The organism is Aeromonas sp. 5HA1, assembly GCF_029237245.1.
GTDB lineage: Bacteria > Pseudomonadota > Gammaproteobacteria > Enterobacterales > Aeromonadaceae > Aeromonas > Aeromonas salmonicida.
In genome coordinates, this window is the sequence record NZ_JAACFW010000004.1 from 24,912 (window position 1) to 50,715 (window position 25,804).

General features: G+C 56.3%; 23 protein-coding genes and 1 pseudogene. 14 read left to right on the plus strand and 10 right to left on the minus strand.

The window, feature by feature from the left end:
* Positions 1 to 4 precede the first annotated feature (4 nt).
* From cueR to GWQ27_RS04960, 6 genes are all read left to right on the plus strand, one after another.
* Positions 5 to 394: a Cu(I)-responsive transcriptional regulator gene (gene cueR / locus GWQ27_RS04935; RefSeq protein ID WP_005318178.1), complete on the plus strand. Its 390-nt coding sequence runs from the start codon at positions 5 to 7 to the stop codon at positions 392 to 394.
* 84 nt (positions 395 to 478) lie between these two features.
* Positions 479 to 1,633, plus strand: coding sequence for a diguanylate cyclase (locus GWQ27_RS04940; RefSeq protein ID WP_181455381.1), 1,155 nt, complete (start codon positions 479 to 481; stop codon positions 1,631 to 1,633).
* A gap of 30 nt (positions 1,634 to 1,663) precedes the next feature.
* Positions 1,664 to 1,927 carry a YihD family protein gene (locus GWQ27_RS04945; RefSeq protein ID WP_005318183.1) on the plus strand — a complete coding sequence of 88 codons (264 nt, stop codon included), beginning with the start codon at positions 1,664 to 1,666 and terminating at the stop codon, positions 1,925 to 1,927.
* A 196-nt stretch (positions 1,928 to 2,123) separates the two neighbouring features.
* Complete coding sequence (gene ccoG, locus GWQ27_RS04950) at positions 2,124 to 3,575, plus strand: cytochrome c oxidase accessory protein CcoG (protein ID WP_021138504.1); 1,452 nt, start codon at positions 2,124 to 2,126, stop codon at positions 3,573 to 3,575.
* An 84-nt stretch (positions 3,576 to 3,659) separates the two neighbouring features.
* Entirely contained in the window at positions 3,660 to 4,649 is a 990-nt protein-coding gene (locus GWQ27_RS04955; protein WP_275906811.1) for a serine/threonine protein kinase, read from the plus strand.
* Positions 4,650 to 5,026: 377 nt separating this feature from the next.
* Positions 5,027 to 5,635 carry a thiol:disulfide interchange protein DsbA/DsbL gene (locus GWQ27_RS04960; RefSeq protein WP_005318191.1) on the plus strand — a complete coding sequence of 203 codons (609 nt, stop codon included), beginning with the start codon at positions 5,027 to 5,029 and terminating at the stop codon, positions 5,633 to 5,635.
* A 103-nt stretch (positions 5,636 to 5,738) separates the two neighbouring features.
* On the opposite strand, the gene phnE is transcribed toward GWQ27_RS04960, so the two are convergent.
* The 5 genes from phnE to GWQ27_RS04985 all read right to left on the minus strand — a co-directional run bounded on the left by phnE (position 5,739) and on the right by GWQ27_RS04985 (position 10,917).
* The gene (gene phnE / locus GWQ27_RS04965; protein ID WP_275906905.1) at positions 5,739 to 7,274 is read right to left on the minus strand and encodes a phosphonate ABC transporter, permease protein PhnE; all 1,536 of its coding nucleotides are present in this window, start codon (positions 7,272 to 7,274) and stop codon (positions 5,739 to 5,741) included.
* Positions 7,274 to 8,035 (minus strand): ATP-binding cassette domain-containing protein, encoded by a 762-nt coding sequence (locus tag GWQ27_RS04970; RefSeq protein ID WP_256686537.1) that lies wholly within the window; start codon positions 8,033 to 8,035, stop codon positions 7,274 to 7,276. The genes phnE and GWQ27_RS04970 overlap by 1 nt, the downstream gene beginning before the upstream one ends.
* Entirely contained in the window at positions 8,032 to 8,877 is an 846-nt protein-coding gene (locus GWQ27_RS04975; RefSeq protein WP_265431837.1) for a putative selenate ABC transporter substrate-binding protein, read from the minus strand. The genes GWQ27_RS04970 and GWQ27_RS04975 overlap by 4 nt, the downstream gene beginning before the upstream one ends.
* A 124-nt stretch (positions 8,878 to 9,001) precedes the next feature.
* Positions 9,002 to 10,180, minus strand: coding sequence for a nicotinate phosphoribosyltransferase (pncB, locus tag GWQ27_RS04980; RefSeq protein WP_021138499.1), 1,179 nt, complete (start codon positions 10,178 to 10,180; stop codon positions 9,002 to 9,004).
* 101 nt (positions 10,181 to 10,281) lie between these two features.
* Positions 10,282 to 10,917 (minus strand): nicotinamidase, encoded by a 636-nt coding sequence (locus GWQ27_RS04985; RefSeq protein WP_275906812.1) that lies wholly within the window; start codon positions 10,915 to 10,917, stop codon positions 10,282 to 10,284.
* 74 nt (positions 10,918 to 10,991) lie between these two features.
* Here GWQ27_RS04985 and GWQ27_RS04990 point away from each other — a divergent pair, with 74 nt between their 5' ends.
* Both GWQ27_RS04990 and GWQ27_RS04995 read left to right on the plus strand, forming a co-directional pair.
* A complete protein-coding gene (locus tag GWQ27_RS04990) occupies positions 10,992 to 11,642 on the plus strand; it encodes an NUDIX hydrolase (RefSeq protein WP_011898224.1) in 651 nt (216 codons plus the stop codon).
* The gene (locus GWQ27_RS04995; RefSeq protein ID WP_275906813.1) at positions 11,639 to 12,136 is read left to right on the plus strand and encodes a DUF523 domain-containing protein; all 498 of its coding nucleotides are present in this window, start codon (positions 11,639 to 11,641) and stop codon (positions 12,134 to 12,136) included. The genes GWQ27_RS04990 and GWQ27_RS04995 overlap by 4 nt, the downstream gene beginning before the upstream one ends.
* A 158-nt stretch (positions 12,137 to 12,294) precedes the next feature.
* Here the strand turns inward: GWQ27_RS04995 and GWQ27_RS05000 are convergent, their stop codons facing one another.
* Complete coding sequence (locus GWQ27_RS05000) at positions 12,295 to 13,194, minus strand: acyltransferase (protein WP_275906814.1); 900 nt, start codon at positions 13,192 to 13,194, stop codon at positions 12,295 to 12,297.
* Between the two features lie 136 nt (positions 13,195 to 13,330).
* Positions 13,331 to 14,002, minus strand: a pseudogene (locus GWQ27_RS05005) (ATP-binding protein); the annotation flags it as partial.
* Positions 14,003 to 14,116: 114 nt separating this feature from the next.
* On the opposite strand from GWQ27_RS05005, the gene GWQ27_RS05010 reads away from it, so the two are divergent.
* From GWQ27_RS05010 to GWQ27_RS05030, 5 genes are all read left to right on the plus strand, one after another.
* Complete coding sequence (locus GWQ27_RS05010) at positions 14,117 to 14,806, plus strand: TnsA endonuclease N-terminal domain-containing protein (protein ID WP_275906815.1); 690 nt, start codon at positions 14,117 to 14,119, stop codon at positions 14,804 to 14,806.
* Complete coding sequence (locus tag GWQ27_RS05015; RefSeq protein ID WP_275906816.1) at positions 14,799 to 16,727, plus strand: Mu transposase C-terminal domain-containing protein; 1,929 nt, start codon at positions 14,799 to 14,801, stop codon at positions 16,725 to 16,727. Before GWQ27_RS05010 ends, GWQ27_RS05015 begins: the two co-directional genes overlap by 8 nt.
* A complete protein-coding gene (locus GWQ27_RS05020) occupies positions 16,724 to 17,614 on the plus strand; it encodes a TniB family NTP-binding protein (protein ID WP_275906817.1) in 891 nt (296 codons plus the stop codon). Before GWQ27_RS05015 ends, GWQ27_RS05020 begins: the two co-directional genes overlap by 4 nt.
* On the plus strand, positions 17,611 to 18,705 hold the full coding sequence (locus GWQ27_RS05025; RefSeq protein ID WP_275906818.1) for a TniQ family protein: 1,095 nt from the start codon (positions 17,611 to 17,613) through the stop codon (positions 18,703 to 18,705). The genes GWQ27_RS05020 and GWQ27_RS05025 overlap by 4 nt, the downstream gene beginning before the upstream one ends.
* Positions 18,706 to 19,217: 512 nt before the next feature.
* Positions 19,218 to 20,132 (plus strand): hypothetical protein, encoded by a 915-nt coding sequence (locus tag GWQ27_RS05030; RefSeq protein ID WP_275906819.1) that lies wholly within the window; start codon positions 19,218 to 19,220, stop codon positions 20,130 to 20,132.
* Here GWQ27_RS05030 and GWQ27_RS05035 read toward each other — a convergent pair.
* Positions 20,122 to 21,708 carry a hypothetical protein gene (locus tag GWQ27_RS05035; RefSeq protein WP_275906820.1) on the minus strand — a complete coding sequence of 529 codons (1,587 nt, stop codon included), beginning with the start codon at positions 21,706 to 21,708 and terminating at the stop codon, positions 20,122 to 20,124. The two genes, GWQ27_RS05030 and GWQ27_RS05035, sit on opposite strands and share 11 nt — an antisense overlap.
* A gap of 943 nt (positions 21,709 to 22,651) precedes the next feature.
* Between GWQ27_RS05035 and GWQ27_RS05040 the strand changes: the two genes are divergently transcribed.
* Positions 22,652 to 23,548 (plus strand): hypothetical protein, encoded by an 897-nt coding sequence (locus tag GWQ27_RS05040; protein ID WP_275906821.1) that lies wholly within the window; start codon positions 22,652 to 22,654, stop codon positions 23,546 to 23,548.
* A gap of 110 nt (positions 23,549 to 23,658) precedes the next feature.
* Here GWQ27_RS05040 and GWQ27_RS05045 read toward each other — a convergent pair whose 3' ends face one another.
* Both GWQ27_RS05045 and GWQ27_RS05050 read right to left on the minus strand, forming a co-directional pair.
* Positions 23,659 to 24,750: an XRE family transcriptional regulator gene (locus GWQ27_RS05045; protein ID WP_275906822.1), complete on the minus strand. Its 1,092-nt coding sequence runs from the start codon at positions 24,748 to 24,750 to the stop codon at positions 23,659 to 23,661.
* A complete protein-coding gene (locus GWQ27_RS05050) occupies positions 24,695 to 25,342 on the minus strand; it encodes a hypothetical protein (protein ID WP_275906823.1) in 648 nt (215 codons plus the stop codon). The genes GWQ27_RS05045 and GWQ27_RS05050 overlap by 56 nt, the downstream gene beginning before the upstream one ends.
* Positions 25,343 to 25,804 lie beyond the last annotated feature (462 nt).

Genomic DNA, 25,804 nt, shown 5'->3' on the forward strand with positions numbered 1-25,804 from the left:
ATCCATGAACATCAGCAAGGTAGCCAAGGCGACGGGACTGACCGCCAAGACCATCCGCTACTACGAGAGTATCGGCCTCATTTCAGCCCCTGTACGCAGCGATAACGGTTATCGCAGCTACACGGAGGGTGCGTTGCGGGAGCTGCGCTTCGTCAAGCGTGCGCGGGAGACAGGCTTCAATCTGGAGGAGTGCCAGGAGCTGTTGGCGCTCTATCGGAACGAACACAGAACCAGCGCTCAGGTGAAGAAGCTGGCGCAGGAGAAAATAGTCGATCTGCGCAGCCGCATCGCAGGCTTGCAGGCCATGCTGACCTCCCTCGAAGGGCTGGTCTGTTGCTGCCACGGGGACGAAAATCCGGAGTGTCCTATCCTGGATGAGCTGGAACGCGGTTGACTAACCGCTTAATAACAGACGTTTTATTGTTGGCCCGGAAGGGGGAGTGGTAGACTGTGCGGCTCTTGTACAGGGAGCATGCAGTTGACTCAGAGTGTGACACGTCAGGTGAAGCAGGCCATCATGGCCCAGCTTTATACTCACTCCTCATTCAGCCTGCCTTGCCTGGGCCTGCTGGCACTCGGCTGGAGCCTGCTGTTCCACGATTACCTGCCCGCCGGCGAGGCGCTCGGCTGGTTGGCACTGGTCTGCCTGCTGCTGCTGTGTCGTGGCTGGCACCTGCGCTGGCGTCAGTCCAGTCTGACGCAGACCCCCTTGCCAGTGCTGGAACGCGAGTTGTTCATCGGGGTCACCATTACCTCCATCATCTGGGCGCTCGGTGTGCTGCTCTACATGGACAAGCTGCCCGACACCTATCGTGCCGCCATGATGATGCTCTCCAGCCTGATCCTCACCGGCAGCGCCATCATGCTGTTTGGCAGCCGCCGCTCCCTCTACGGCGCCGTCTTGCCGCTCGGGCTGGCCATGCTGTTCGAGCTGGGGGCCGGCAACGAGCAGGAGCGGATCGTCTCCTGCATGCTGGCTGGCTATCTGTTTGTCTTCTTGCCGACCCTGCTGCGCCGTCTGCGGCGGGATCAGGTCGCTTCCCTCTATCACCGTTTCTCCAACGCCGATCTGGTGGCCGAGCTGAAGGCCGTCTCCGAGCATTTGCGTCTCACCTCCCGCCTCGATGGCCTGACCGGCATCGCCAACCGCGCCCACCTCGACGACTCTCTGGAACGGGCCTGGCGCCGCTGTCACCGCGCCCGGGCGCCCCTGTCGCTGGTGCTGGTAGATGTAGATTATTTCAAGCAATTCAATGATCTGTACGGTCATCAGCAGGGTGACGAGTGTCTGCAACGGGTGGCTGCTCTGCTGGCCGAGGTGCAGCGCCGCGAGGATGATCTCGCCGCTCGTTACGGCGGGGAGGAGTTCGCTCTGTTGCTTCCCTGTACCAGCATGCAGGGGGCCTTGCAGATTGCCGAAAACGTGCGGATGGCCCTCAAGGACCTGGGTATCCCCCACCAGAAATCCCTGGTCTCAGGCCGGGTCAGTTGCAGCTTCGGGGTCGCCACTCTGGTGCCGGATCAGAGCGGCTCCATCGCGGAGCTTATCCAAAAAGCGGATGCGGCCCTCTATCAGGCCAAGCATAATGGGCGGGATCGTATCGAAGTAGCCTTGATGGGTAAGGTTGCCTGAGTTTCACATGACAGATTAAAGAGGTTGTCTATGCAATGTCATCGTATCGAAGAGCTGCTGGAGTTGTTGCAGCCTGCCTGGATCAAGGAACAGGATCTCAGCTTGGTGCAGTTTGTTGCCAAACTGGCGGCGGAAGCTGGCTATGACGGCGCCTTGTCCGACCTGACCGACGACATGCTGATCTACCACCTCAAGATGCGGGAATCCGACAAGCAGGCGATGATCCCGGGTCTGGCCAAGGATCATGTGCCCGATTTCAAGGAAGCCCTGCTCAAGGCTCGCGGCATCAAGTGATCCCGGCTCGGTACAAACCGGGCTGAGTAGTTTCAAGAGAATCTCAACGAGAGGTGTATCGTCAACCGGCGATACGCTTTTTTTGTTGCTGAAAATTGCGACACGACTCGAACATTAGATACATCTTACCCACACAATTAGCAGGCTGTTTAAGATATAATCCGCTCCATAACAAATAAGGGAGCTGTGTCTTGCAATGGCCGATCATGAAAAAATCGATATCAAGGATGTGACTGACAAGAGCGTCACCGGGACTTTCAACCCGAACACGTTCAAAGCCAGCGATGACAGATTCAATCCCGGCAACCGCATTTACGTGAGGGCACAGACCGGCTATTGGCAGCGGATGCGCAAGGTCATGGGCTGGTTCTTCGTGGTGCTCTTCGTCGCCTTGCCCTGGTTGCGCTATGACGGTCGTCAGGCCGTGCTGTTTGATGTTGGCCATCAGCAGTTCCACATCTTTGGTGCCACCATCTGGCCGCAGGATCTGACCCTGCTGGCCTGGATCTTCATGATCGCCGCCTTTGCCCTCTTCTTCGTGACCACCTTCCTCGGCCGGGTCTGGTGCGGCTATCTCTGCCCGCAGACAGTCTGGACCTTCATGTTCATCTGGTTTGAAGAGAAACTGGAAGGCGCCGCCAACAAGCGGCGCAAGCTGGATGCAGCCCCCTGGAGTGGCGAGAAGCTGGCCCGCAAGGGGGCCAAGCATCTGGCCTGGATCCTGCTATCCCTCGGTACCGGTCTCACTTTCGTCGCCTACTTCCAGGATGTGACCGAGCTGGTACCCGACTTCTTTACCCTGCAGGCGAGTGGCTGGGTCATCTTCTGGGTACTGTTTTTCACGGCCTGTACCTACGGCAATGCCGGCTGGATGCGTGCCATCATGTGTATCCACATGTGCCCCTATGCACGCTTCCAGTCAGCCATGTTCGACAAGGACACCTTCATCGTCGGCTACGACACCAAGCGTGGTGAGACCCGGGGTGCCCGTAGCCGCAAAGCGGATCCCAAGGCGCTGGGGCTGGGGGATTGCATCGATTGCGACCTCTGCGTTCAGGTCTGCCCGACCGGCATCGATATCCGCGATGGCCTGCAGTACGAGTGCATCAACTGCGGTGCCTGCGTCGACGCCTGCGACCAGACCATGGATCGGATGGGCTATCCGAAAGGGCTGATCAGCTACACCACAGAGCACAAGCTGGCTCATAACAGCACCCATGTGGCGCGGCCCAAGCTGCTCGGTTATGGCCTGGTGATGGTCATCATGCTGGGGGTGTTCGTCTACAACGCCATGTCCATCATGCCCATGGGGCTCGACATACTGCGGGATCGCAACCAGCTGTTCCGCGAGAACAGCGAGGGGCTCATCGAGAACACCTATACCCTCAAAATCCTCAACAAGACACTGCATGCCCAGACCTATCAGCTGGATGTGGAAGGGCTGCCGGAGCACGAGTGGTTCGGCCCCCGCGAAGTGACCCTGAAGGCGGGCGAGATCTACACCCTGCCGGTGAGCGTGGCGGTCGATCCCTTCAACCTGAAGAAGCCGACCCTGGATATACAGTTCGTGCTGAAACGGGATGGGGCGGCAGCCGATGACAGCAAGGGCACACTGCGTCAGGCCAGCAAGTTTATCAGCCGGCTGTAATGGGAATAGTTGGTGCAACTGATTGGTTTGGAACGCCATTGAGCTTAGTGGTGATAGAATGGGGCGCAACGGCGCCCCTTTTTAATGGTGGATGACATGCGTTTCAACTATTCCGACCTTACTCCCGACCTCATCATGGATGCGCTGGATCTCAGCGGTCTGCGACTCGACTCCGGCCTCATCGAGCTCAACAGTTACGAAAACCGGGTCTATCAGTTTCAGGACGAGGAGCGCCGCCGCTATGTGGTGAAGTTCTACCGTCCCGGTCGCTGGAGTCGTGCCCAGATCCTGGAAGAGCACGATTTTGCCGCCCGACTCAATGAGGCTGAGATCCCGGTCGCTGCGCCGCTCTCCTTCGCGGGTGAAACCTTGCTGGAGCATCAGGGCTACCCCTTTGCCATCTGGCAGAGCGTGGGAGGCCGCCAGTTCGAGGTGGACAACCTGGATCAGCTGGAGTGGGTGGGACGTTACCTTGGCCGGATTCACCAGATCGGTGCCAGCCGATCCTTCCATCACCGCGTCCGGCTGGATGTGGAGAGCATGCTGCACGAACCGCGCGAGCTGCTGGCGTCCGGCGAGTGGCTGCCGAGCGGGCTGGCCAAGCAATTCTTCGGTGTACTCGACGAGCTGATCAAGCACGTCTGCGATGCCATGACTCTGGATGTGGCACAGATCTCCCTGCACGGTGACTGTCATCCGGGCAATATTCTGTGGCGTGACGGCCCCATGTTTGTCGATCTCGACGACTGCCGCACCGGCCCCGCCATCCAGGATCTCTGGATGATGCTGAGCGGCGAGCGCCACGAGCAGTTGATCCAGCTCGATATCCTGCTGGCTGGCTATGAGGAGTTCATGGAGTTCGATCCGCGCGAGCTGGCCTTGATTGAGCCGCTGCGGGCCATGCGCATCGTTCACTACATGGCCTGGCTGGCACGGCGCTGGGACGACCCTGCGTTTCCCCGTCACTTCCCCTGGTTCAATACCGACCACTACTGGCGTCAGCAGATTGCGACCCTGCATGATCAACTGGCCGCGCTCAAGGCACCGCCGTTGACCCTGACGCCGGGGTGGTGACATATCAGGAGTGCTGATGGGGGCCCGCAGATCGCGATACCTGCCGCACGATCAACTGGCTGCGCTCAAGGCACCACCGTTGACCCTGACGCCAGGGTGGTGACATATCAGGAGTGCTGATGGGTGCCCACAGATCGCGATACCTGCCGCATGATCAACTGGCCGCGCTCAAGGCACTACCTTTGACCCTGACACCGGGGTGGTGAGCGAGGGCGCGTCGGCATAAGCCCACAGCGATTGTCTGTCGATGACGCGCTCTGCCGTAGCGCCTGCCGGTGTGGCCCTTTGCCATTGACGTCTGAGTGGTGACGCAATAGGCTTGGCACTGCTTCGGTTCGCCGGGCGTGCCTCACAGTGATCCCTTAACAGGAAACGTCATGAAAAAAGTACTATTTTTCCTCGCTGCCATGCTGATGATCCCCATGGTTCACGCCGCCCCCGAATTCAAGGAAGGCGTTAACTATGACGTGGTCAAACAGACAGGCAGTGCCCAGCCGGAAGTGGTGGAGTTTTTCTCCTACTACTGCCCGCACTGCGCGACCTTCGAGCCGATCGTTGAACAGTTGAAAGCGGGGATGCCAGAAGGCGTTCCCCTCAAGAAGAACCCGGTGGCCTTCCTGGGCCGCGAGATGGGTCCGGAAATGCAGCGCGCCTATGCCCTGGCCAGCCTGCTGAATGTTGAAGCCAAGCTGACCCCGGCTATCTTCAACAAGATCCATACCCAACGCCAGTATCCGCAGAGCCGTGCTGATGTGAAGCAGATCTTCCTTGATAACGGCGTGCCGGCTGAAGAGTTTGACGGTGCCGTCGACAGCTTCGCCGTATCCGGCATGGTGTCCCAGTTTGATCGCAACACCGAGAGCTACAACATTCGCGGTGTGCCGGCCTTCCTGGTCAACGGCAAGTACATGGTTAAGATCGAATCCATTACTTCTCAGGAACAGTTCAGCCAGTTGGTGAATTTCCTGCTGGCCAAGAAAGACTGATCCCGCTGTACTCCATGAAAAAGCCCGCCGGTGCAAACCGGCGGGCTTTTTGTTTATCGGGATTGGAGCCTGGCCAGCTCGACGCCGGCTGCTTGCTCCCGATTCAGATCTGGCAGTCCCGCTGGGTGGGCGCCAGTCGCGGCAAACGGGAGCGGCGGCTGATCCCCTCAGCCAGCCAGACCAGCAGCAGGATGGCCAGGATCAGGGTGGCTGCCTGATCGTAACGGAACAGGCTGAGCGACACATAGAGCTGCTGCCCCAGCCCCCCTGCGCCCACCACCCCCAGTATGGTGGCGGCCCTCAGGTTCATCTCGCCGCGATAGAGGCTGTAGGCCAGCCACTGGCGTGACACCAGTGGAAACAGCCCGTACCAGAAGCTGGCCGTGGGGCCGGCGCCGCTCAATTGCAGGGCGAGGCGAGGGGCCTGATCCGCGTTCTCCAGCGTCTCCACGAACAGCCGGGCCAGCACGCCTGTGGTGTGCAGGGTGAGCGCCAGTATGCCCGCCACCGGCCCCAGCCCGACCGCGATCACCAGTAGGCTGGCGAAGATGAGCTCCGGCACGGATCGCAGCAGGTTGAACAGCAGCCTCAGTGGCCAGCAGTGGCGGGCGAGACAGGCCAGCGGCAGTGCCAGCAGGGCGCTCAACAGGGTACTCAGCAATGCCATCTGCACCGTATCGAGCAGGCCAAAGCCGACTGTTCGCAGAAAAGGCCCCGACCAGTCCGGTTGCAGAAACTCGCCGATGAACCGGCCCAGCCCGCCGAAGGAAAAACTCAGCATGCGCCAGTCGAGCTGGTGGAGTGCCATGGCGCTGGCCAGCCCCAGGCAGGCAAGCAGTTGCAGGCCGGGGGAACGGGTGTGGCGCAGCCAGGCGCTGAGGCCGTCGGCCAGGGTCACCAGCAGGATGAAGGCCAGCAGCAGGGTCACTACCTCACCACCAGCAAACATGCGCAACGAGAGTTCGAGCTGCTGGCCGAGCCCGCCGGCACCGACGAAACCCATGATGACGGAGGCGCGCAGGGCACACTCCCAGCGATAGACGGTGTAGGAGATCAGCTCCTGGCGCACCGCGGGCAGCACGCCGTACCAGAGCGCCTGCAGGCGGCCGCTGCCGCCGAGCAGCAGAGCACGGGCCGGTTGCAGGGCGCCGCTCTCCATGATCTCGTTGTAGACCTTGGCCAGCATGCCGCCGTAGCTGACGGCGATGGCCAGGATGGCAGCCAGGGGCCCGAGCCCGGAAAGGCGCACGAACAGCAGCGCCCAGATGAGCTCGGGCAGGCTGCGCAGCAGAATGGCGATGAGCCGGCTGAAAGAGCGCAAGGCGCCGCGCAGCGGGCTGGGGATAGGCCCCAGCTCGGCCAGCGACAGGGCGCGGGAGCCGAGCAAGGCAAAAGGAATGCCGAGCAGCAGGGCACCGGCCAGCCCCAGAGTCGCCACGGCCAGACTCTCCAGGGTAGCTGTCAGGGTCAGGGCCAGAAAGTCCTGATCCAGGCGGGGTGGCCAGCTGGTGGCGAGAAAATTGCCCATCTGCCGCCAGCTCTGGCCATCGAGCAAGCCCAGCCAGCCGTCGGCCTGTTGCCACAGGCTGTAGCCGACCAGGGCCAGCAGCCAGGGCAGGGGATGGCGCCAGCGGCTCATCAGCCGATACACGGCAGTGCCTCCTGGTCACCGGCGTAGAGGGCGGCCAGCATGGCCGGGGTCACGGCGGCGGCGGGGCAGTCGAACTGCACCCGCCCCTCGCGCAAACCTATGATGCGGGGGAAGCGTTCGAGGGCCAGTTCGACCGCGTGCAGGCTGGCGATCAGGGTGCTGCCGCGCGTGCGGGCTTGCGCCAGCAGGGCATCCAGGCTGCTTTGGGCGAGCACGGGATCGAGGGCGGAGACGGGTTCATCGGCCAGCATCAAATCCGGCTGCTGATAGAGCACCCGGGCTATACCGACCCGCTGCAACTGGCCACCGGAGAGCTCGCCGCAGCGCTGCTGCCACTTGTCGGCGAGGCCGAGGCGGGCCAGTTCGGCCCGTGCACCGTCCGGATCGCAGGGGCGCAGCAGCGAGAGCAGGGCGCGAACGAGGGACCACTGGCCGAGTCTGCCAGCCAGCACGGCAGTCACCACCGGCTGGGAGGCGGGCAGAGGAGGCTGCTGCCAGACCATGCCGATCCGGCTGCGCAGCCGCTGGCGGGCCCGGGTGGAGAGGGCCCAGGGATCTTCCCCCCACAGGGAGAGTGCCAGCTCACCGCGCAGCTCTGTGCCGATCAGCCGCAGCAGGCTGGTCTTGCCCGCGCCGCTCGGCCCTATGATGGCGACACACTCCCCTGCCTCGATCTGCAGGCGAAGCGGATGCAGGATGCGACTCTCGCCGAGCCGCAGCCCTGCTCCATTCAGCGCAACGGCGATCACTTCAGCAGACCGGCCTGGGTCGCGGCCGCTTCTATGCCCTGGTAGTTCTCGGGCCTGGTTTCGATGAAACGGCTGGCCCGTTGCAGCTTGAGGATCTCGGCCTGGGCCGGGACGGCAGGATCCAGGCTGAGGAAGGCCTGCTTGATTTTCTCCTGCAGCGCCGGATCCAAGTCGCCGCGCACCGTCCAGTTGTAATCAAAGTAGGTCGGCGTGGTCCAGATCACCTTCACCTTGGCGGTATCGACCTTGCCCTCTTCCACCAGCTTGTCCCACACGGAGGCGTTGAGCGCACCGGCCGGCACCTTGCCGGAGGCGACCCAGGCAACGGTGGCGTCGTGAGCGCCGGAGAAGGCGACATGTGCGAAGTCACGTTCCGGATTGATGCCCTGCTCGGCCAGGAAGTGGCGCGGCATCAAGTGACCCGAGGTGGAGGAGGGGGAGCCGAAGGCGAAGTCCTTGCCCCTGGTGTCGGCCAGGGTCTTGATGCCGCTGTCGGCATTGGCGATGAATTTGGAGGTGAACTGGGCATCCTCCTGGCGTTGGACCAGCGGCACTACCTTGTCGGCCCTACGATGGGCCTGCACATAAGTGAAACCCCCGAGCCAGGCCATGTCGAGTTTGCCGGCAGCCAGCGCCTCGACCACGGCGGCGTAATCGTTGACCGGTACGAACACCACCTCGCGCCCCGTCTTCTCGGCCAGATATTCTCCCAGCGGGGCGAACTTGCGCTGCAACTCGGTGGGGGCTTCGTCCGGGATGGCGGATACCCGCAGAGGTTCGGCGGCAGTGGCGCCCAGGCTGGCCAGCAGTGTGGTGAGGGCAAATATCCATTTAGAGGTCATGGGCAGTTCCTTGTGGTCTGTCGTTCGGGCAAGAGAAAGGCCCGACACCAGTCGGACCTTTCAAGAGGGTCATGGTAGGGGGCCACCGGTGCTCTGCGCAAGATGGGCTCCTCAAAAAGGCATGTTACACCCCGACGTGGAAGGCCTGCTTGAGGTTGCGGATGAAGTCCGCATCCCGGCACAGTGTCTTGCCCGGGCTGTCGGAGATCTTGGCGACCGGGCCGCCGTTGCACTCCATCAGCTTGAAGACGATGTTCATGGGGCTGACACCGGGCAGATCGCAGGTGAGCTTGGTGCCGATGCCGAAGCTGGTGTTGATGCGGCCACGGAAGTGGCGGAACAGCTGCACCGCCTTGTCGAGGTTGAGCCCATCGGAGAAGACCAGCGTCTTGTCGGTGGGGTCTATGCCGAGGCGCTGGTAGTGGCTGATGGCCTTCTCGCCCCACACAACAGGGTCGCCGGAGTCGTGGCGCAGACCCTGATAACGGCTGGCCAGCTCAAAGTCAAAATCACGCAGGAAGGCGTCCATGGTGATGCAGTCGGTCAGGGCAATGCCGAGGTGGTTGGTGAATTCGTCCAGCCAGCTGGTGAGGGCGGCGCGCTGGCTGTGCTCGAGCGGGAAGCCGAGCTGCTGGTGAGCCTGAAACCACTCGTGGGCCTGGGTGCCCACGGCAGGTAGTTGGTACTTTTGGGCCAGCAGGTAGTTGCTGGTGCCGCGAAATGCCGGCAGCCGCTCCTTGAGACGGCCCACGACCGCATCCTGCACCGCATGGGAGAAGCGGCGACGGGTACCGAAGTCGATGAGGTTGAACTCGCTCATCTCTTCCGGGCTGAGGTCCTGTTCCAGCTTGTCGATCTTCTGATCGAGCCGATCCAGCGCCTGGCTGACGCCAAACTGGGGATAGCGGAAGCGGTTGCGCATCTCGCTGATGATGGCGAGCACCGGGATTTCCCACAGGATCACATCCTGCCAGGGTCCCTCGACCCGCACATTGATGCGGCCATCCTGCTCGAATACCTGCAGCAGGGAGGCATCGAGGGGCTTACGGCGCAGGTGATCCAGGTAATCAGCGGTGAAGAAGGGGCGCTCGGCCAGAAAATTCAGTTCCGGCCTGGTCAGCCGCAGGGAGCCGGCGAGACGCAGTTGCTCCTCGATCTGGCCCATCATGGGCAGCAGATCTTCTTCGTTGCGGCTGTGGAATTCGGCCACCACCTCGGCATCCGGATAGCGGTGGAACACCGCCTGCTGCATATGCAGCTTGTAGGCGTCGGTGTCGAGCAGGCTGGTGAGAATCGGTGGCATATCAGGCTCCCCGCAGGCTGGTGAGCGCGATGACGCGCTCCTGCTGCATAGGTAATGTGCAGGCGCCGGTATCGGCTTGGCGGGTGAGGATCGGCGGCATATCAGGCATCCAGCAGGCGTTGTACATCGATCAGGGTCTGGGCCAGCTCGGCCCCGGCTTCGATCATCTGGGTGCGGGCGCTGGCAACCGTATCCGGGGCTATGCCACGGCAAGCATCGAGATGGACGATCACCCGAAAACCGGCGTGGCGCAGTTGCAACACGCTGGTCTTGACGCAGTAGTCGGTGGCGAGGCCGCCGACCAGCACAGTGTCGACATTGCGGGCTTGCAGAAACTCGATGAGCCCTGTGCTACGTCGTTCGGCCAGATCGTGAAAGCAGGTGCCGTAGGGATGCAGGTCCGGCTCGACCCCCTTCCAGACGAAGAAGTCGTAATCTATGGGGGCGGGCAGGCCATCCAGCAGCTCGAAGCCTTGGGTGCCGGGCACGCAGTGTACCGGCCAGGTGAGGTCGGCATTGGGCAAGTCCAGCGGCAACAGCATGCCGGCGGGGTCACTGACGGCCCAGGCTGCGTTGGCGGGATGGGAGTCTTTGCTGCCAATGCGCAGGGTGGCGAGGGTGGCCTGAGCGTTGAGCGCAGCCACAATATCATCCCCGCCCACGACGGGCAGTTCGTTCGGGCAGAGGGGAGTAAATCCCTTCTGCGCATCAATATCCAGGCTGGCGACGGTTCCCATGATTGGCTCCTTCACATACTATTCGTGTGATATTATCTACCAAACATTAATGGAAGGCGAGCAGGGCGATCGACATGCTGAGAATGAGTCTGGATATGGTGGTGCTGCGGTTGTACGAGGAGCGGCTCGAGCTGTTGCTCGAAACCCGCGATCACCCCCCCTTTGCCAACTGCTGGCAACTGCCGGCACTGCGCATCGACGAGACTCGGGATCGGGACCTGGACACGGCTCGCCATCGCCTGCTGGCGGAGTGGGGGCTCGGCCACTGCTACAGCGAACAGGTTTGCACTCTCGGCAATCTGGAGCGGGATCCCCGTGGTTGGTCCACCGCGCTGGTCTACCTCTGTCTGGTCGATCCGGAAGTCGAAGCCGTGCACGGTTGCTGGCATCCACTTTCGGCCCTGCCCGGCCTCAGTCTCGCCTTCGATCATACCCAGCTTATCGCCAGAGGACTGGAGCGACTGCGGATCAAGAGTCGCTACAGCACCTTGCCGCTGCAACTGCTGGGGCCCGAGTTCACTCTCTCCGAGGTGCAGCGCGCCTTTGAAATCATCCTGCAAACTCCGATGAACACGGCGGCATTTCGCAAGCGGATCCATCGTGCCGACATTCTGGTGGATACCGGCCGCAAGCGCACCGGCAAGCAGCGCCCCGCCATCCTCTACCGGTTGGAGAGCCCTTGCTGCGTCATGTTCGATCAGGTGATGCATGGAGCGGAAGCATGAGCAAAGCGCCGCCCCGGGTGCTGGTGAGCGCCTGCTTGCTGGGTCAGCCAGTACGTTACGATGGCCAGAGCAAGGGGATTGTCAGCGACTGGCTGAATGAGCTTGGCGCCGAGGGGCGAACGCACTCTTTCTGCCCCGAAGTGGCCGGCGGACTGCCGACTCCGCGCCCCCCTGCCGAGCGGCAGGGCGACCAGGTGCTGACCGCGAGTGGACTGGATGTGACGGCCGAGTTCGATCGCGGTGCCGAGCTGGCTCTTGCGCTCTGTCAGGCACAAGGCATTCGCTTTGCCCTGCTCAAGGAGGGGAGTCCTTCTTGCGGTAGTAGCCGCGTCTACAATGGCTGCTTCGAAGGTGTGTCAGTGGCGGGTGAGGGCAAGACCACTGCCCTGCTGCGTCGCAACGGCATCGCAGTGTTCAGCGAGGATCAGTTGCCAGAACTGGCCTTGGCACTTGCTTCGGCAACCGCCAAGGAGGCGGACTCAACGCCAAACTGACCCACAGCATCGGCCGGTATCACTTGTGTCAGCACGACGTCAGTTTACTGCCAACGCGTATTCAGCCACTCCTGAAAACCACTCTCAAACTGCTGCCATGGTCACCAACCTGAAGGCCAGCCCTGCTGCCGGGTAGAGCTGGATTGGCGAGGGGTCTTTTACTGCGCCTTGTCTGCCAGCAGTTGGCTAAGGGTCTGGTCCTTTTCGTGCCAGATCCCGTTCAACCACTGTTGAAACGTCTGTTGGAACTCGGGGTCATTGAAGTAATCCCCTACCAGCTTGCGTTCAATCGGCAGAAAGCGGACCTGAACCTTGATCTCCTTCACCCGACCGCACATGAAGTCCCAGTAACTGGGGATACCACCCGGATAGGCGATGGTCACATCCACCAGTTGATGCAGCTGGTCGCCCATGGCCGCCAGGGTGAAGGCGATGCCACCAGCCCTCGGGTGCAACAGATGGCGATAAGGCGCTGCCTGTTTGTCGTGCTTGTGGGCGGTGAAGCGGGTGCCCTCCACGAAGTTCATCACACTCACCGGAATGTGGCGAAACCTGGCACAGGCCTTTCGGGTTGTTTCTATGTCTTTTCCCTTCAGATGTGGCCTTTTTTCCAGAAATTTACGGGAATAGCGCCGCATGAAGGGGAAGTCCAGTGCCCACCAGGCCAGACCGAGAAAAGGTACCCAAATCAGCTCTTTCTTGAGGAAAAACTTCAGGAAGGGGATTTTTTGATTAAAAACCCGCTGCAATACCAGTATGTCGACCCAGGATTGATGGTTGGCAATCACCATGTACCACTCATCACGGCTTCCTTTGTCCGCGCCGACCACCTCGAAAGAGGTCCCTATGATGGTTTTCTGGATCAGGTTGTTGACACCGATCCAGCAGCTTGCGCAGCCATCCAGCAGAGCGTTGCAGAGGGTACGCCAGCCTTTGAGCGGCAACAGCAGCTTGAAAATGCCCAGCAAGAAGATGGGGATAAACCAGAAGAGGGTGTTGAAAAAATAGAGCAGGGTCGAGAGGCTGCCGCGCAGCCGCTCTATCAGCTTGTTTTGCATGAGTCGGGTCCGTCTCGTTGTCTGTGGGTGGCAACCAAGTGGTCAGATCTGTGGCCATAATATCAGCCGATGAGCCGCTAGACCATGCACGGGACCATCACGCATGTGGGACTCACTATCTCTCTATCCCAGCCATTCAGCCGCTGCGCAGCCGCGACAGCAGCCTGTCCATGGCCCTGTAGCCGAGCGCCTCGATCAGATGATCCTTCTCGATCGCAGATCGCCCCGCCAGATCGGCTATGGTGCGTGACACCCGCAGTATGCGGTGCCAGGCCCGGATGCTGAGTCCCAGCTTCTGGATGGCATTCTCCAAAAACTCGGCATCTTGCGGCGATAATCGGCAAATATCTTCGATTTCACGACTATTCAGCAGATTGTTGAGTTTGCCATTGCGGCTCAGCATTCGCTCCCGCGCCGCCAGTACCCGATCGCGGATCTGCTGGCTCGATTCCCCCCGCTCCGCCTTGCCGGTGAGACTCCCCTTGGGCAGCAGCGGTACCTCCACCGTCAGGTCGAAGCGATCGAGGAAGGGGCCGGAGAGCTTGCCAAGATAGCGAAGTATCTGATCCGGGCTGGAGCGGGTCTGGCCGTCACCATAGTGGCCGCAGGGGCTGGGGTTCATGGCGCCCACCAGCTGGAAGCGGGCGGGAAAATCCACCTGACGGGCGGCGCGGCTGATGGTGATGTGGCCCGTCTCCAGCGGTTCGCGCAGAGAGTCGAGCACCTTGCGCTCGAACTCCGGCAGCTCGTCGAGAAAGAGTACCCCGTTGTGGGCCAAGGATATTTCGCCGGGTCTGGGATGGCTGCCACTGTCATTTTTCGAAATTAGTGAGACAGGTCAAACCATAGATCAATGAGTTAGGGCTATTTTTACTCAAATAGATGAGACGATTTTTTGTCAATAGATGAGACGAGGTCTACTTTGAGTGGAAATAGCTGCGACAAGGTTCAGGTGCGTCAAGTTCGTAAGATAGGTCCTACCCGCCGAAGTGTCTCTGGTAGCTATCAGTTCCGTGGAAAAGAGGCGATCCAGTATGAATCCACGCTGGAGCGCGACTTCCTCATTCGCCACGAATTTTTCCCCAATATTGTCTCTATCACTCCTCAGCCTGTTGAGATCCCATTCATCGGTGACAACGGTAGGGCCTACACCTATACCCCTGATTTTCTGATGTCCTTACGGTACCTCAATGGTGAAGCCACACAACATGTCCTGGTAGAAGTAAAACCCCGGGATCTATGGGTGGAAAACTGGCGGGCATGGTCACCCAAGTGGAAGGCTGCAAGACGTTTTGCCCGCAATCAAGGATGGTCATTCAAGATCTATGACGAGTCGCGGATCCGCGACCGTGCGCTGGAAAACATCAAGTTCCTTGACCGTTACCAACGTTTCGCGCAAGCACCAGGACACACAGATACGTTACTGCATGCTCTGTATCAAATAGGGCCGTTGAGTCGTGATGCTCTGTTCGCTCACTGTGGGGTAATAGCAGGAGATGAACGCCCCTGGGCTGTTGCTATTTGGTATCTCCTAGCAACCCGTAAAATCGACTGTGACATCACACAGCAGCTTGATGGCGCGACCGTACTTTGGACACTTCAAAATGGATAATAGCAAGCCAACAAGGGCGCAAGGTGGCATCGTCCCCATCCGCCAGCGGCTGGCTCTGGACGTTGGTCAGTTTGTTCAGCATGAAGGGCTGACATACCGAATCGTGCAGCAAATCGACTTCAACAGTCTGCTTGGTAGTGACGTAACCACAGGCCGCAAAAAACTACTCCCGATTAATGAACTATCATCCCCACCAAATCCGCAGGTCGCCAAACTGGATACCCGCATTGACCTCGACGGTATCGAGGATAAGGATTGGCGCACTGCGAATGAACGATTCGAAGCCATAAAACCCCTGCTCGACCAAGCTCCCAGTATTGGACGAGAAGAGGTTAATAACCGTGCTCTCGAGGTCGGTGTCAGCCCTTCGACCTTGTATCGCTGGCTATCCAGATATCAGGCAGTAGAGACACTGTCGGCGCTCATACCGATGAGCCGTGGTTGGAGAGGTGGCCGAACCCGATTGACCCCACAGCAAGAACAGCTCATCAACGAGACCATTGAATCCATTTACTTGACCGTTCAACGCTCTTCTATTCAAAAGGTTGTTAATGAAGTTTTTCTCCAATGCGAGAAGCAAAACATTCCACCTCCTGGGGCTTCGGCTATCAGGGCAAGAGTAGAGCAGATATCAGAGCGAGAGCAGCTGAGGAGGCGAGGCTTTAGGGAGAAGGCGAAGAACAAATTTACTGCTGCTCCCGGTAGTTTCCCTGGCGCAGACTACCCTCTCTCTGTCATCCAGATTGACCACACACCAGCCGACATCATCCTGGTCGATGATATCCATCGTAAACCCATCGGTCGCCCGTGGATTACGTTGGCAATGGATGTCTATAGCCGGATGGTGACCGGGTATTACCTCTCTTTCGACCCGCCTTCCGAAACGTCTGTTGCCATGTGTGTTGCTCATTCCATCCTTCCCAAGGAGGAGTGGATGACCTTGCACCGAGTGGAAAGTAGCTGGCCTGTATGGGGCATCCCTAAAACGATCCATGTTGATAATGGCGCTGACTTTCGCTCTATCAACTTCAGCAAATCCTGCCAGATGTACGGCATTAATCTAAGCTTCAGACCGGTCAAACAGCCTCGGTATGGCGGACACATAGAGCGGATCCTCGGCACTCTGGTCAAAGAGCTGCATGACTTGCCAGGAACCACATTTTCGAATATCCGAGAACGTAAGGATTACGACTCCGACAAGCGGGCCGTCATGACCAAGGACGAGCTCGAGAAGTGGCTGGTGACGTTTATCTGCAATATCTATCACCGACGCTACCACAATGGCATTGGCATGAGTCCTCTGGCTAAGTGGGATATTGGCATCAATGGAAATAGTGAAGTTGACGGGATTGGCTATCCACCAAGACCAGCAGACAGGATGACGATCCTACTCGACTTCCTGCCGTCATTCAGACGAACCGTGCAGGCATTCGGTGTCACCATTGAGGGGCTCACCTACTTTGCGGACACGCTGCGCTTCTGGCTCAACGCCACAGATCCGGATACCGGGACAAAAAGACAGTTCATTTTTCGCCGGGATCCAAGAGATATTTCCTACATCTGGTTCTTTGACCCAGAGCTAGAGCAATATTTCAAGATCCCGTTGGCAGACCAGTCTCTACCATCAATGAGCATGTGGGAGTATCAGCAGGCTAGGAAGCGATTGAAAGAGCAGGGATACGTGTCCCCGACTGAACCCCAGATCCTCAATACCATCACTCAACTGCGTGAGATCGTCGAAGAGTCCAAAAGCTCGACCAAAAAAGCACGTCGACAGTCACAACGCAGACGTGAACATGAGAAAGGTATTAGCCCAGCAACCCCCTTGCCAGTCCCCGGCACACCGATATCTCCGATACCTGAGCCATCAGCGCTAGATTTCAGCGGGATAGAGCCCTACGACGATGGAGATATAGCATGATTGATCTCGCGCACCTTCATCCCGACTTTCGACATGTGATGAATCTGTCGGACCAAGAGCGAATGGCCTTCATAAACCAGCCGAGGTGGATTGGTTACACCGCGGCCAACCAGATACTGGCAGCTCTCAATGAGCTCGTTGAACAGCCCAAGAAACCCAGGATGTTGAATTTGCTACTGGTTGGTGAACCCAACAACGGCAAGACTACCATTGTGCGGCATTTCCATGAGCAGTATTACAAGGCTACCGAGGATGAGCACCCGGAAGGATTCAAGCCCATCATCTTAGCGGAATCACCGCCAACGGCTGATGAGAAAGGGTTGTATGTATCGATACTGGAGCGATTTTTCACGCCCTACCGAACCTCTGATCCAACAGTAAAACTTCGCTATCAGGTCATTCACCTCTGTCGGGTATGTAAGGTGAAGATGCTGATTATCGACGAGTTTCACTCGCTGCTGGCCGGCTCTGCAATCAAACAGCGGGAGCTCATGAATGCCATTAAACTGCTGTGTAATGAACTCATGATCCCTATTGTGGGGGTGGGGACGACAGAGGCTGTTCGTGTTCTGCACACCGATCCCCAACATGCCAGTCGCTTTGATGTCAAAACCCTGCCAGCCTGGAAGCTGGACAACGAGTTCGCAAAATTGGTGCTGAGTTTCGAGCGTATCTTGCCGCTAAAGCGGCCATCTTCATTGCGCACAGCAGAGTGTATCCAGCTTCTCCATGTTATCTCAGGAGGTAATCTGGGCAACCTGCAGCGATTACTTTCCACATGCGCCATCGCAGCGATCAAGGATGGTTCGGAGCAAGTCAACCGTGACCTGATTGAACAGCACATGTGGCTTCGTCCCACCAACGGACTGAGAGAAACCATGAGGTGAGCCTTGTCTGGCCTGTACAGATACCCCCTCTCAAGGACGAGCTGCTGTCCTCTTGGCTCGTCAGAGCATCCTTGGCTCACGGGTGTGATCCCATGTCTCTCACATCTGCGGTCTGGCCTACATGGAGAGCCTGGACCATCGATATTGATCGTACTCTTGATGAAACAAGATTACAGAGCCTGTACAGCTCATCAGGCTTGAGCATTGATGAGCTGCGTAACATGACCCTGTTTCATCATCTGGATGGGAAAATCCTTTTAATCGGGAAAAAGCCTTCTAGTTTGCCCTGGGTGATCGCAATGGGGAGTCGTAATCGTCAGCACAAGATGGGCGTGTCCTATTGTCCAGATTGCTTGCGAATCGATGACCCCTATTTTCGGTGGCAATGGCGCTTGGCATGGCATACCTACTGCCCTCTACATCATCATGATCTGATTGAGAGCTGCCCTTCTTGCCATATGCCGGTTCAGTATCACCGCATCTCAGCACAGACACCTCACATAGGGATTTGCTTCCACTGTGGCTATGACCTCAGATCAGCGGTCTCTGCTCATGTTGAGGCAAGTCAGACTGATTTCCAGAAACTGGCGTCCCATGTCTTTGACACAGGTGCTGCAGACTGGGGAGACAGGCAGATATCATCCCTAGACTGGTTTGTATTGGCCAAACTCTTACTCAATCTCATCCGACGCGCGGCATCCAGAGAACAAAAAGCACCTTCGCATCTAGGGGATTTTATCCAGGCCACTGGAATTGATTTGCACTCACTCCCGTTACCGCCAACACAGTTACCAATAGAGCTGTTACCTATCGAGCAAAGAAAACCCCTCCTGGCTGCGGTGGCTCAGATGCTATCCCTTGAGCGCGACCTACTGCTCCATTTACTCAAGGAATACGGAGTCTCACGCAATACGTTGATGAATGAATTGACTTGGCCATCAGAGGCGGTGATGGACTGGATAGATGAGCTACCGGCAAACAGTATTCAACGCATCAGAACTAATCCCATTCAGATCCAGAGGCCGAAGGCCAAAGAGGTTGTTCGCCGTGAATGGGCCAGGTTGTTACGCCGCCATGGCCTGATGCGATGAACGATATCTCTACCCGAGAGTGTTTCGGCTGCGGTCGACTGATTGAGCGAGCGCACCGGATCTACAAGAAAGAGTCCTACTGTGGAACGTGCTATGCACGTGAGTTTAAGCGCAAACCATGCCCTCAATGCGGTGGGATGGCTCGGTTGCCAGAGAGGCATCCAAACGCAATCTGTTCGAGCTGCGAAAAGCGTAAACCCTGTGTTCGCTGCGACAAGGAGATGTATCGACTCGGGCTAATGAGTGAATATGGACCTGTATGTATGGCATGCGCCAGGTACTTTTCTGAAGAGCTGGTGTGTAGCCGGTGTGGCCCAGTTTCACGCCACCTTTCTCGGGTACAACGCCTTGGTTTTGATGAACCCGTCTGTCCTCGATGCGCTAGAGCTGACCATGCTTGCTGCCAGGCTTGTGGCCGATCTCGGCGATTGCAGGATGCACCTAATGGACAAAAGCTGTGCTCGAGGTGTTTGGCGTTAGGAGCTATACCCTGTTCAAAATGCGGGTGCCCCATGCCTGCAGGTCTGGGGGATACATGCACAAATTGCTACTGGCAGCAGGTTTTTGAGCAGCGACTTCATTTCAATCAGGGCGTGCTGCATCCTCCAGTGCAGGAGTTGTATCAAGCGTTTTCGCGCTGGCTTCTTGGGCATTGTGGTGCCCACCGATCATCGAGGTTGCTTGCTCGATATTTGGCATTTTTCGAATCTATAGAGCAGCTCTATATAAATGAATCAATGAGTTATCAGCAATTGGTGAAGCAATTTGGTGCTGACATGCTGAGACGTCATCGTTTAGCTGTTCGTTGGCTGATTGATAGCCATGGATGGGTTGAGGATGGCAATTCTAGGCTTGAAGACTCAGAGGTAAGGGGGATTGAGCGACTTCTTCTCGGCGTTTCAGATCCACTGGCCAACCGATTGTTGGTGGGCTACTACCAATATCTGCGTACCAAGCATCAGCAAGGGGGACTATCGCTGAGATCTGTGCGGCTAGCGTTGACTCCGGCCAAGAAATTACTGGGACAAAGTCTCAAAGCGGGGCGCTCTATCCCTGACCAAAAGGACTTGTGTGCATATATCTCCCAATACCCAGGGCAAAAGGCTGCAGTGCATGGCTTTATTACGTACCTGAACCGGGATCAGCATGCCGCGCTGGATATGAGGCAGATCCATCAAAAGAAGCATAAAAATCAGGTTAAAACTGAGCTGGAGAAGCGGCTTGCAGAAATGGTTCAGATGCCTAGGTCTGATAAGGCATTTCAAAATATCTGGGCTATCACTGCTCTGGCATACTTTCATGGGCTGTCGAATGTCAGTATCAGGCAGCAGATTGCGAAAGCGGGTCTCGAAGACGATGGTGACGGGCTGACTTTCCATCATGAAGGGCTGGCCTATTGGATCCCAAAGTGTTCAATTAAGTTGTAAGTTCAGTCTGTTCTCCCCAATAAACACGGAGCTGCTTTTTCACCAAATTCAGATCAAAAAACTCCTCAGAGAGCTCAAACGAAACGACCTCAGGTATATCGCCACAGATAGGCTCAAGGATGAGAGTCCCTTCAACCCGGTCGGTGTACTCAACTTGTACACACCCCATCATTCGACGTCTTGGTTTGTCGCTTCCATCTTGAGTAAAGCAAGTAGCGTAGGGATCCATCTGTGGGTCATGGATGACAGGGACCGGGAACGCATATAGAGCTAGGCTGTAAGGAGTTATGAGTGTGAAGCAAAGCGCATTCTGCAATGTTGATAGCCCAGCCTGGAAGAATTCAGGTAACTCTTGAATGTCAAAGTGTTGAGAGGTTACTCCACTTTCGATTTCTACGGGGGTAATGCCCTTACCTTGACCTGTAGCTCCAACACTGAATGCACCAGGAGGTGCCACGGAGTAAGATTGATCTTTGGGGATCGAAAAACTTGGGTTTCTAAAAATGGTTTTAGTTTCGAGGTCTGGGAATCTGGAACTAGCTGAGATGAACTGCACATGCCTAGTTTGTCTTTTCTCGTCTGGATCTGATTCAGTTAATAAGATGGCATCATCGTTTTTTCTTTCACCTTTTTGTGGTTCAGGCCGATTGGCCGAGCCTGACGGCTTGAATTTGGCTTTATTCCCTGTAGCGACATATCGGATGGATTTAAACGGAAATTCATGAGAACAGGAAAGGATCTCATAGACAATAAATGTTCCAACTTGCGATCCATCATGCCTGAGCCATTGTCCTGAAACGTGCAGATCTGTTGTTCCGTCAAAAGGAAACCGGCATTTGGCGTAGATTGGGAGACCAAGGCTGGAGCAAGAAAGAGCACTTTTGCCGATCAAAGAAGCCGCACTCCACGCCGCAGGGGAGTAGAGTATTCGTGCAATGTCAGCGGCGGATGCACCAGAGATTCCATCGGCAAGACGGAGAAAAACAGATTCATCAGAGCGTTTTATGTACTGTTTAGCTAGTTCAGTTCGGGTAAGTGTTGGTTTGAAAAGGATAGATAAAAGCGAGCTCGAAGATCCGAAGTAAAAACGTATGAGCTCCATACAAGGGATGATTATTTGTAGTTGAGATCGGTCTGTGATAACGATGCAGTTCGAGTGTGTATGTGCGCTATGCCATGGATGCAAATGAATAGGTAGCCAGTATGTTAATGAACGCAACATCCCATATTTTTCGGAATTTGGTTTTCCGCCAGCTTTATAAAAGCTAGTGGTTTCAGCGCTGATGTTCAGTTTAAGAAACGCTTCTTTTGTCGGAGCGGTATTTTCACCGGTTGCCTGACCGTGTTGCCAGATGTCGCCGACTTTTAAGAATGGCAGAAGTCCAATTGGCAACCATATCTCTTTCTTATCTGTTTCTCTCATGGGGTGGGGGCGTGGGTGCCGAGACAGCTGCACCGCAATGGATGGCTGAGATTGCCGCCTGTTGAGGTCTGGATAGGCCACATCGCCAAACCAATCGATTCTCCAAGCTCCCTCTTGTGCTGATAGTTTTTCAATCGTGAATGGAGTTTTCATGCTATCCATGCGTTTTTGAAGATTATGGCCGCGTCCAGCGCAGCAGAACAGCGAGCGCTGCCGCCCAAGATGCAGCCCCCCACCAGAACTGGTCTTTGAAGAGGATCACGTTGTGGAACCCGAGTAAGTCAAACAACAGCTCAGTTGATCCTACAAACAGCGCTTTTAAGATGAAAAGTACGGCCATGAGAGCCGCTATATGCCACCCCTTCATATCTTATCGCTCACTCCATTTTCTTCTTGGTGTGGGGTAACAAGATCAAGGTTACGTCCAACCCGCCTGATGTCTCGATATGCCTGCACAGGTCTTGCGATTAAGCATCCCCTCATAGGGTCCCATACCGTGCTGTTCAAAATTGTTGTAGCGGATTGTTCGGTATGGGTCCATTCAATTAGACCATAGGCCGTCTGCTGTAGGTATGAACGTCCCGTCGTCATCACGGTTAATACTGCCAATGGGATCTGAGAGATCCAGCCGTGCATGCTAAGAGCTGACTCGAGACTGATATATGATAGTTCGCGAGGACGCAGCCGTTTGATGAGATGTTCTAACCGGTACATGGGGAGGGAGCGGGCGTCCGACCAGGCGTATAACCCTCCGCCGACTTTGAGCAAGTTTCCCGCTTTACACTGGCGTACGAGAGAATTTTTGAGCTGCTGGGGCTTTTCATCCGGGAAGAGTAGGGCGAGCTCGGTCAGCGTGTAGAGCCAGTAGTCGTGCTTCCGGTCAAAGTGTCTAAGTTGCTTGAGGAGTTCGGAAGATTTCATACACACACAGTAACTAAATTAGATTACTTTATGTATAGATATTTTGTAGTGAGGGGTTAGTTGGGCAGATATTATCTTCCCTAGTCCTCCGGTTTTGCTCCCATGGCGCTCTTCAACTACCAGCACCAAAACCGGGTACACTAGAACCCCTATTTTGTTCTAGGAGTGCCTCCAGATGCCTGCCCTTATTCCTGAGTTGATCGCCATGGCTAGCGATCCTTCCGTCAAGGCCCCTGATCTTCTGCGTCGTGCCTTGGTTGCTGCCCGTCTCCTGAAGTTGCCTGAGTGGGCTACCTGGATCAGCCACGAGTTGCAGGGCTATCCCGATGGCTCCGAAGTTCCGCCATATCGCCTGTTGCGCGGTGAGTTGAAAGTCATGAACCCAGTACGTGGCTTGATCCCGCTCCACATCGATGATGCTGAGCTTACCGAAATGTTGTCGGAATCTCGTTTTTGCCAACCTATCAGTGCATTGGAAGAGTTGGCGGTGTCGGGAAATGTGGTGCGCTATTTATTTAGTCCTGATCAGACAATGATGATAATGCGGGAAATGCGGCTTGAGATGGTGCCAGAGGTGTCTCTGGGAGCGAACCAGGTGCGTGGCCTCATTGAAGCGGTTAGGGACAAGGTACTGATATGGGCACTCGATCTGGCCGAGGTGGGGATCCAAGGTGAGGGTATGAGCTTCACCCCTCAGGAGCAGCAACAGGCACAGCGGCCAGCCACGACCCACATTCATATCACCGGGGACATCACCAATAGCCAGATCCTAGCCGGCTCATCGGGGGCCCAGCAACAGCAGACGGTGACCCAGGAAGATAAGACGCAGGCACTGGCCGCGTTGTTGCCCTGGTTGGAGCGTGTGATTACCGAGGGAAGACTGCAGGACGGTGAGCTCGAAGAATTGCGAGCTGATCTGGCAACCCTACAAGCACAAGCCGTCTCCCCCAAGCCGAAATGGCAGGTGGTCCGGATGGTAGCCAGCAGTGTAAGGGCGATTCTGGAGGGGGCCAGCGGCGGAGTGCTGGCCGGGCAGACGCTGAGCTGGCTCACCACCCTCATGGCGAACTAAGCGTGAGTACCAAGGGGGCTATCGACCTTGCAGTCCCCATTTCTGCTAAAAATAAGTGAAGATCAGGTCGGTTTGGTGAGCTATCTTCGCCTGGCATCAGCTGCCAGCAACTATCTTACCAAGCGAAGTTTTCTTTCTTGTTCAAAGCCATAAAGCTGATTTAGCTCCGAGTAGTGTAGGCCAAGCACTTGAGTGATTTCATCAGGGGAATAGTCCATGTCCTCTTTCATCTGCTTGAATAATTCGGGCATAAGAGAGGGGGACTCTCCCAGCTGCTCTAGCTGTACTGGCTCATTGATTCGGTATCTCCGAGCTGACATCTGTCGCCAAATGTACTCATATTGACCAGAGCTTATCTGATTCAGCACTTTGGCCCGATAAATCAAAGCAGCCATTGAGACTCGCCAAAAAGGCTTCATGTAGGCAGCTTTTTCAATCGTTAAGTCTTGCAGATAAGGTGCGATTTCCCGACCTGGCATCAGCAATTCAGCCGCGAACATGTTGGCTTCTTCCTCCATGTTTGGATTTGGGATCTTGTGCATGACAAGATGCCCAAGCTCATGGGCAAGGGTGAAACGGTAGCGATCCATTGGCTGGTTTTTGTTGATAAAGATAAGGGGAGGTAGACCATGGATATGGTAGCTGACACCTGATAGACCAGCATCATCCATATCACATTCAACAATGATGATCCCAGCTCGCTCCAACCATTCGACTAAGTTTCTGACTGGACCATTTGGCATGTACCATGCTCGTCGCACATTTTCGGCGATCTTGGTTGGATCACCCTCATAATCATCAAGATCATAAAATGGCAGGGGGAGCTCAGGTCTATAGTCGACGAACTGCATCAATTTCCGTATATGGCCAATGCGGACATTCATTTCAGCCAATAGGCGGTCTAATACCTTGAGCCCAACGGATGCTTTCTTCCGATACATTGGATTGGCACTGATGGGGCCACCATAGAGTCGTTCTGGTAAAGAGAAGAATGAGGGATGGCAAGACAGAGCTTCGGCAAAGAGGAGGGTCTGCTCTATTGTAACCGGCTTCAAGCCCTGCTCAATTTTGGATAACGTCCCCTGTACTATCCCCACTCTAGCGGCCAGCTCGGTCTGACTCAGACCGAGCATACGGCGCCTGAGCTCAATCATTTCTGGTCGTATTGCGTTTTGATACTCCAGTTCTGTTATCGTTTGCATATTTCTTCTCTTTGCCCTGTTTGCGGGACTTGATCACACGCCGTGCGACACCTTCTTGCACCATCGGGGCTGAAGGTTCCATTCGTGGGAGCTCCTGAACCGATGCGGTGACTTGCTGCTGTAGGTCTAGAACCCAGCTCACAGCATTGTTATTTCTCTGTGTCAGCACAAAACTATCAATAGAAATCTCGTGCTTATCCAATACATATAGCGCCTCCAATCGAGAAACGCCGCCAAACATGTCCACGTTAGGATCGTGAAAATCCAATGCACCTTGGGTCGGAAAGTTAGACGATTTGAAGTGTCTCGTCCCTTTCTTGAATCGTATGTAATAGCGCCCATTCACCAGTAAGCCGATGTTCTGGCCAACGCTCGATATCGTCACCCCAGGATAACGCCCTGTTGCAAGTTCCCTCTTCATATACGCAAGGAATTCGTTCCACACCACAGCGGCCCTGACGCGCTTGTGCTGCATTTGGGGAGCAACCGGGTTGTTGAACCACCTCATCCAGGCTTCGTTCATTGCTGTGGTCAGCAATGGGAAAAAGGGCTCTAAATCTCGTCGGGCATCGTCTTTGTTGGTAAGGGTCATATTGGATCTCTTTATGGACGCAATATGTACAGTCTACACCCAACGCAAAACACAACAACAAAATATTCATTAAATTATTCCAAGTCAAGCATTATTACATTATATTGCCAATTAAGTACATTCATATGTACTATCAGTTGCCATTCAATTGAGAACTCGTATGCCAAATCGCCACATTCTTAAGCAGATGCATCATTTGATTGAGGCCCAATCGAGGCGAAGAATTACTCAGCAAGAGATGGCTGAGCGGCTGGGGATTAGCAAGCGAACCTATGTGGAATATTTGCGTGGCACAAACAAGCCGTTGGGGATGACTGTCGTGCTGGATTTGCTATGTGAACTTAAGGAAGAGGATCAGGTATGTGTGCTAAGGACGTGGAAGGAGTTGCGGGTTAGTGATACATGAAAAATGCCATCAGATGTTCCGGGACGTTCCCTGGTCGCAATAAAAAGAGGGCTTTT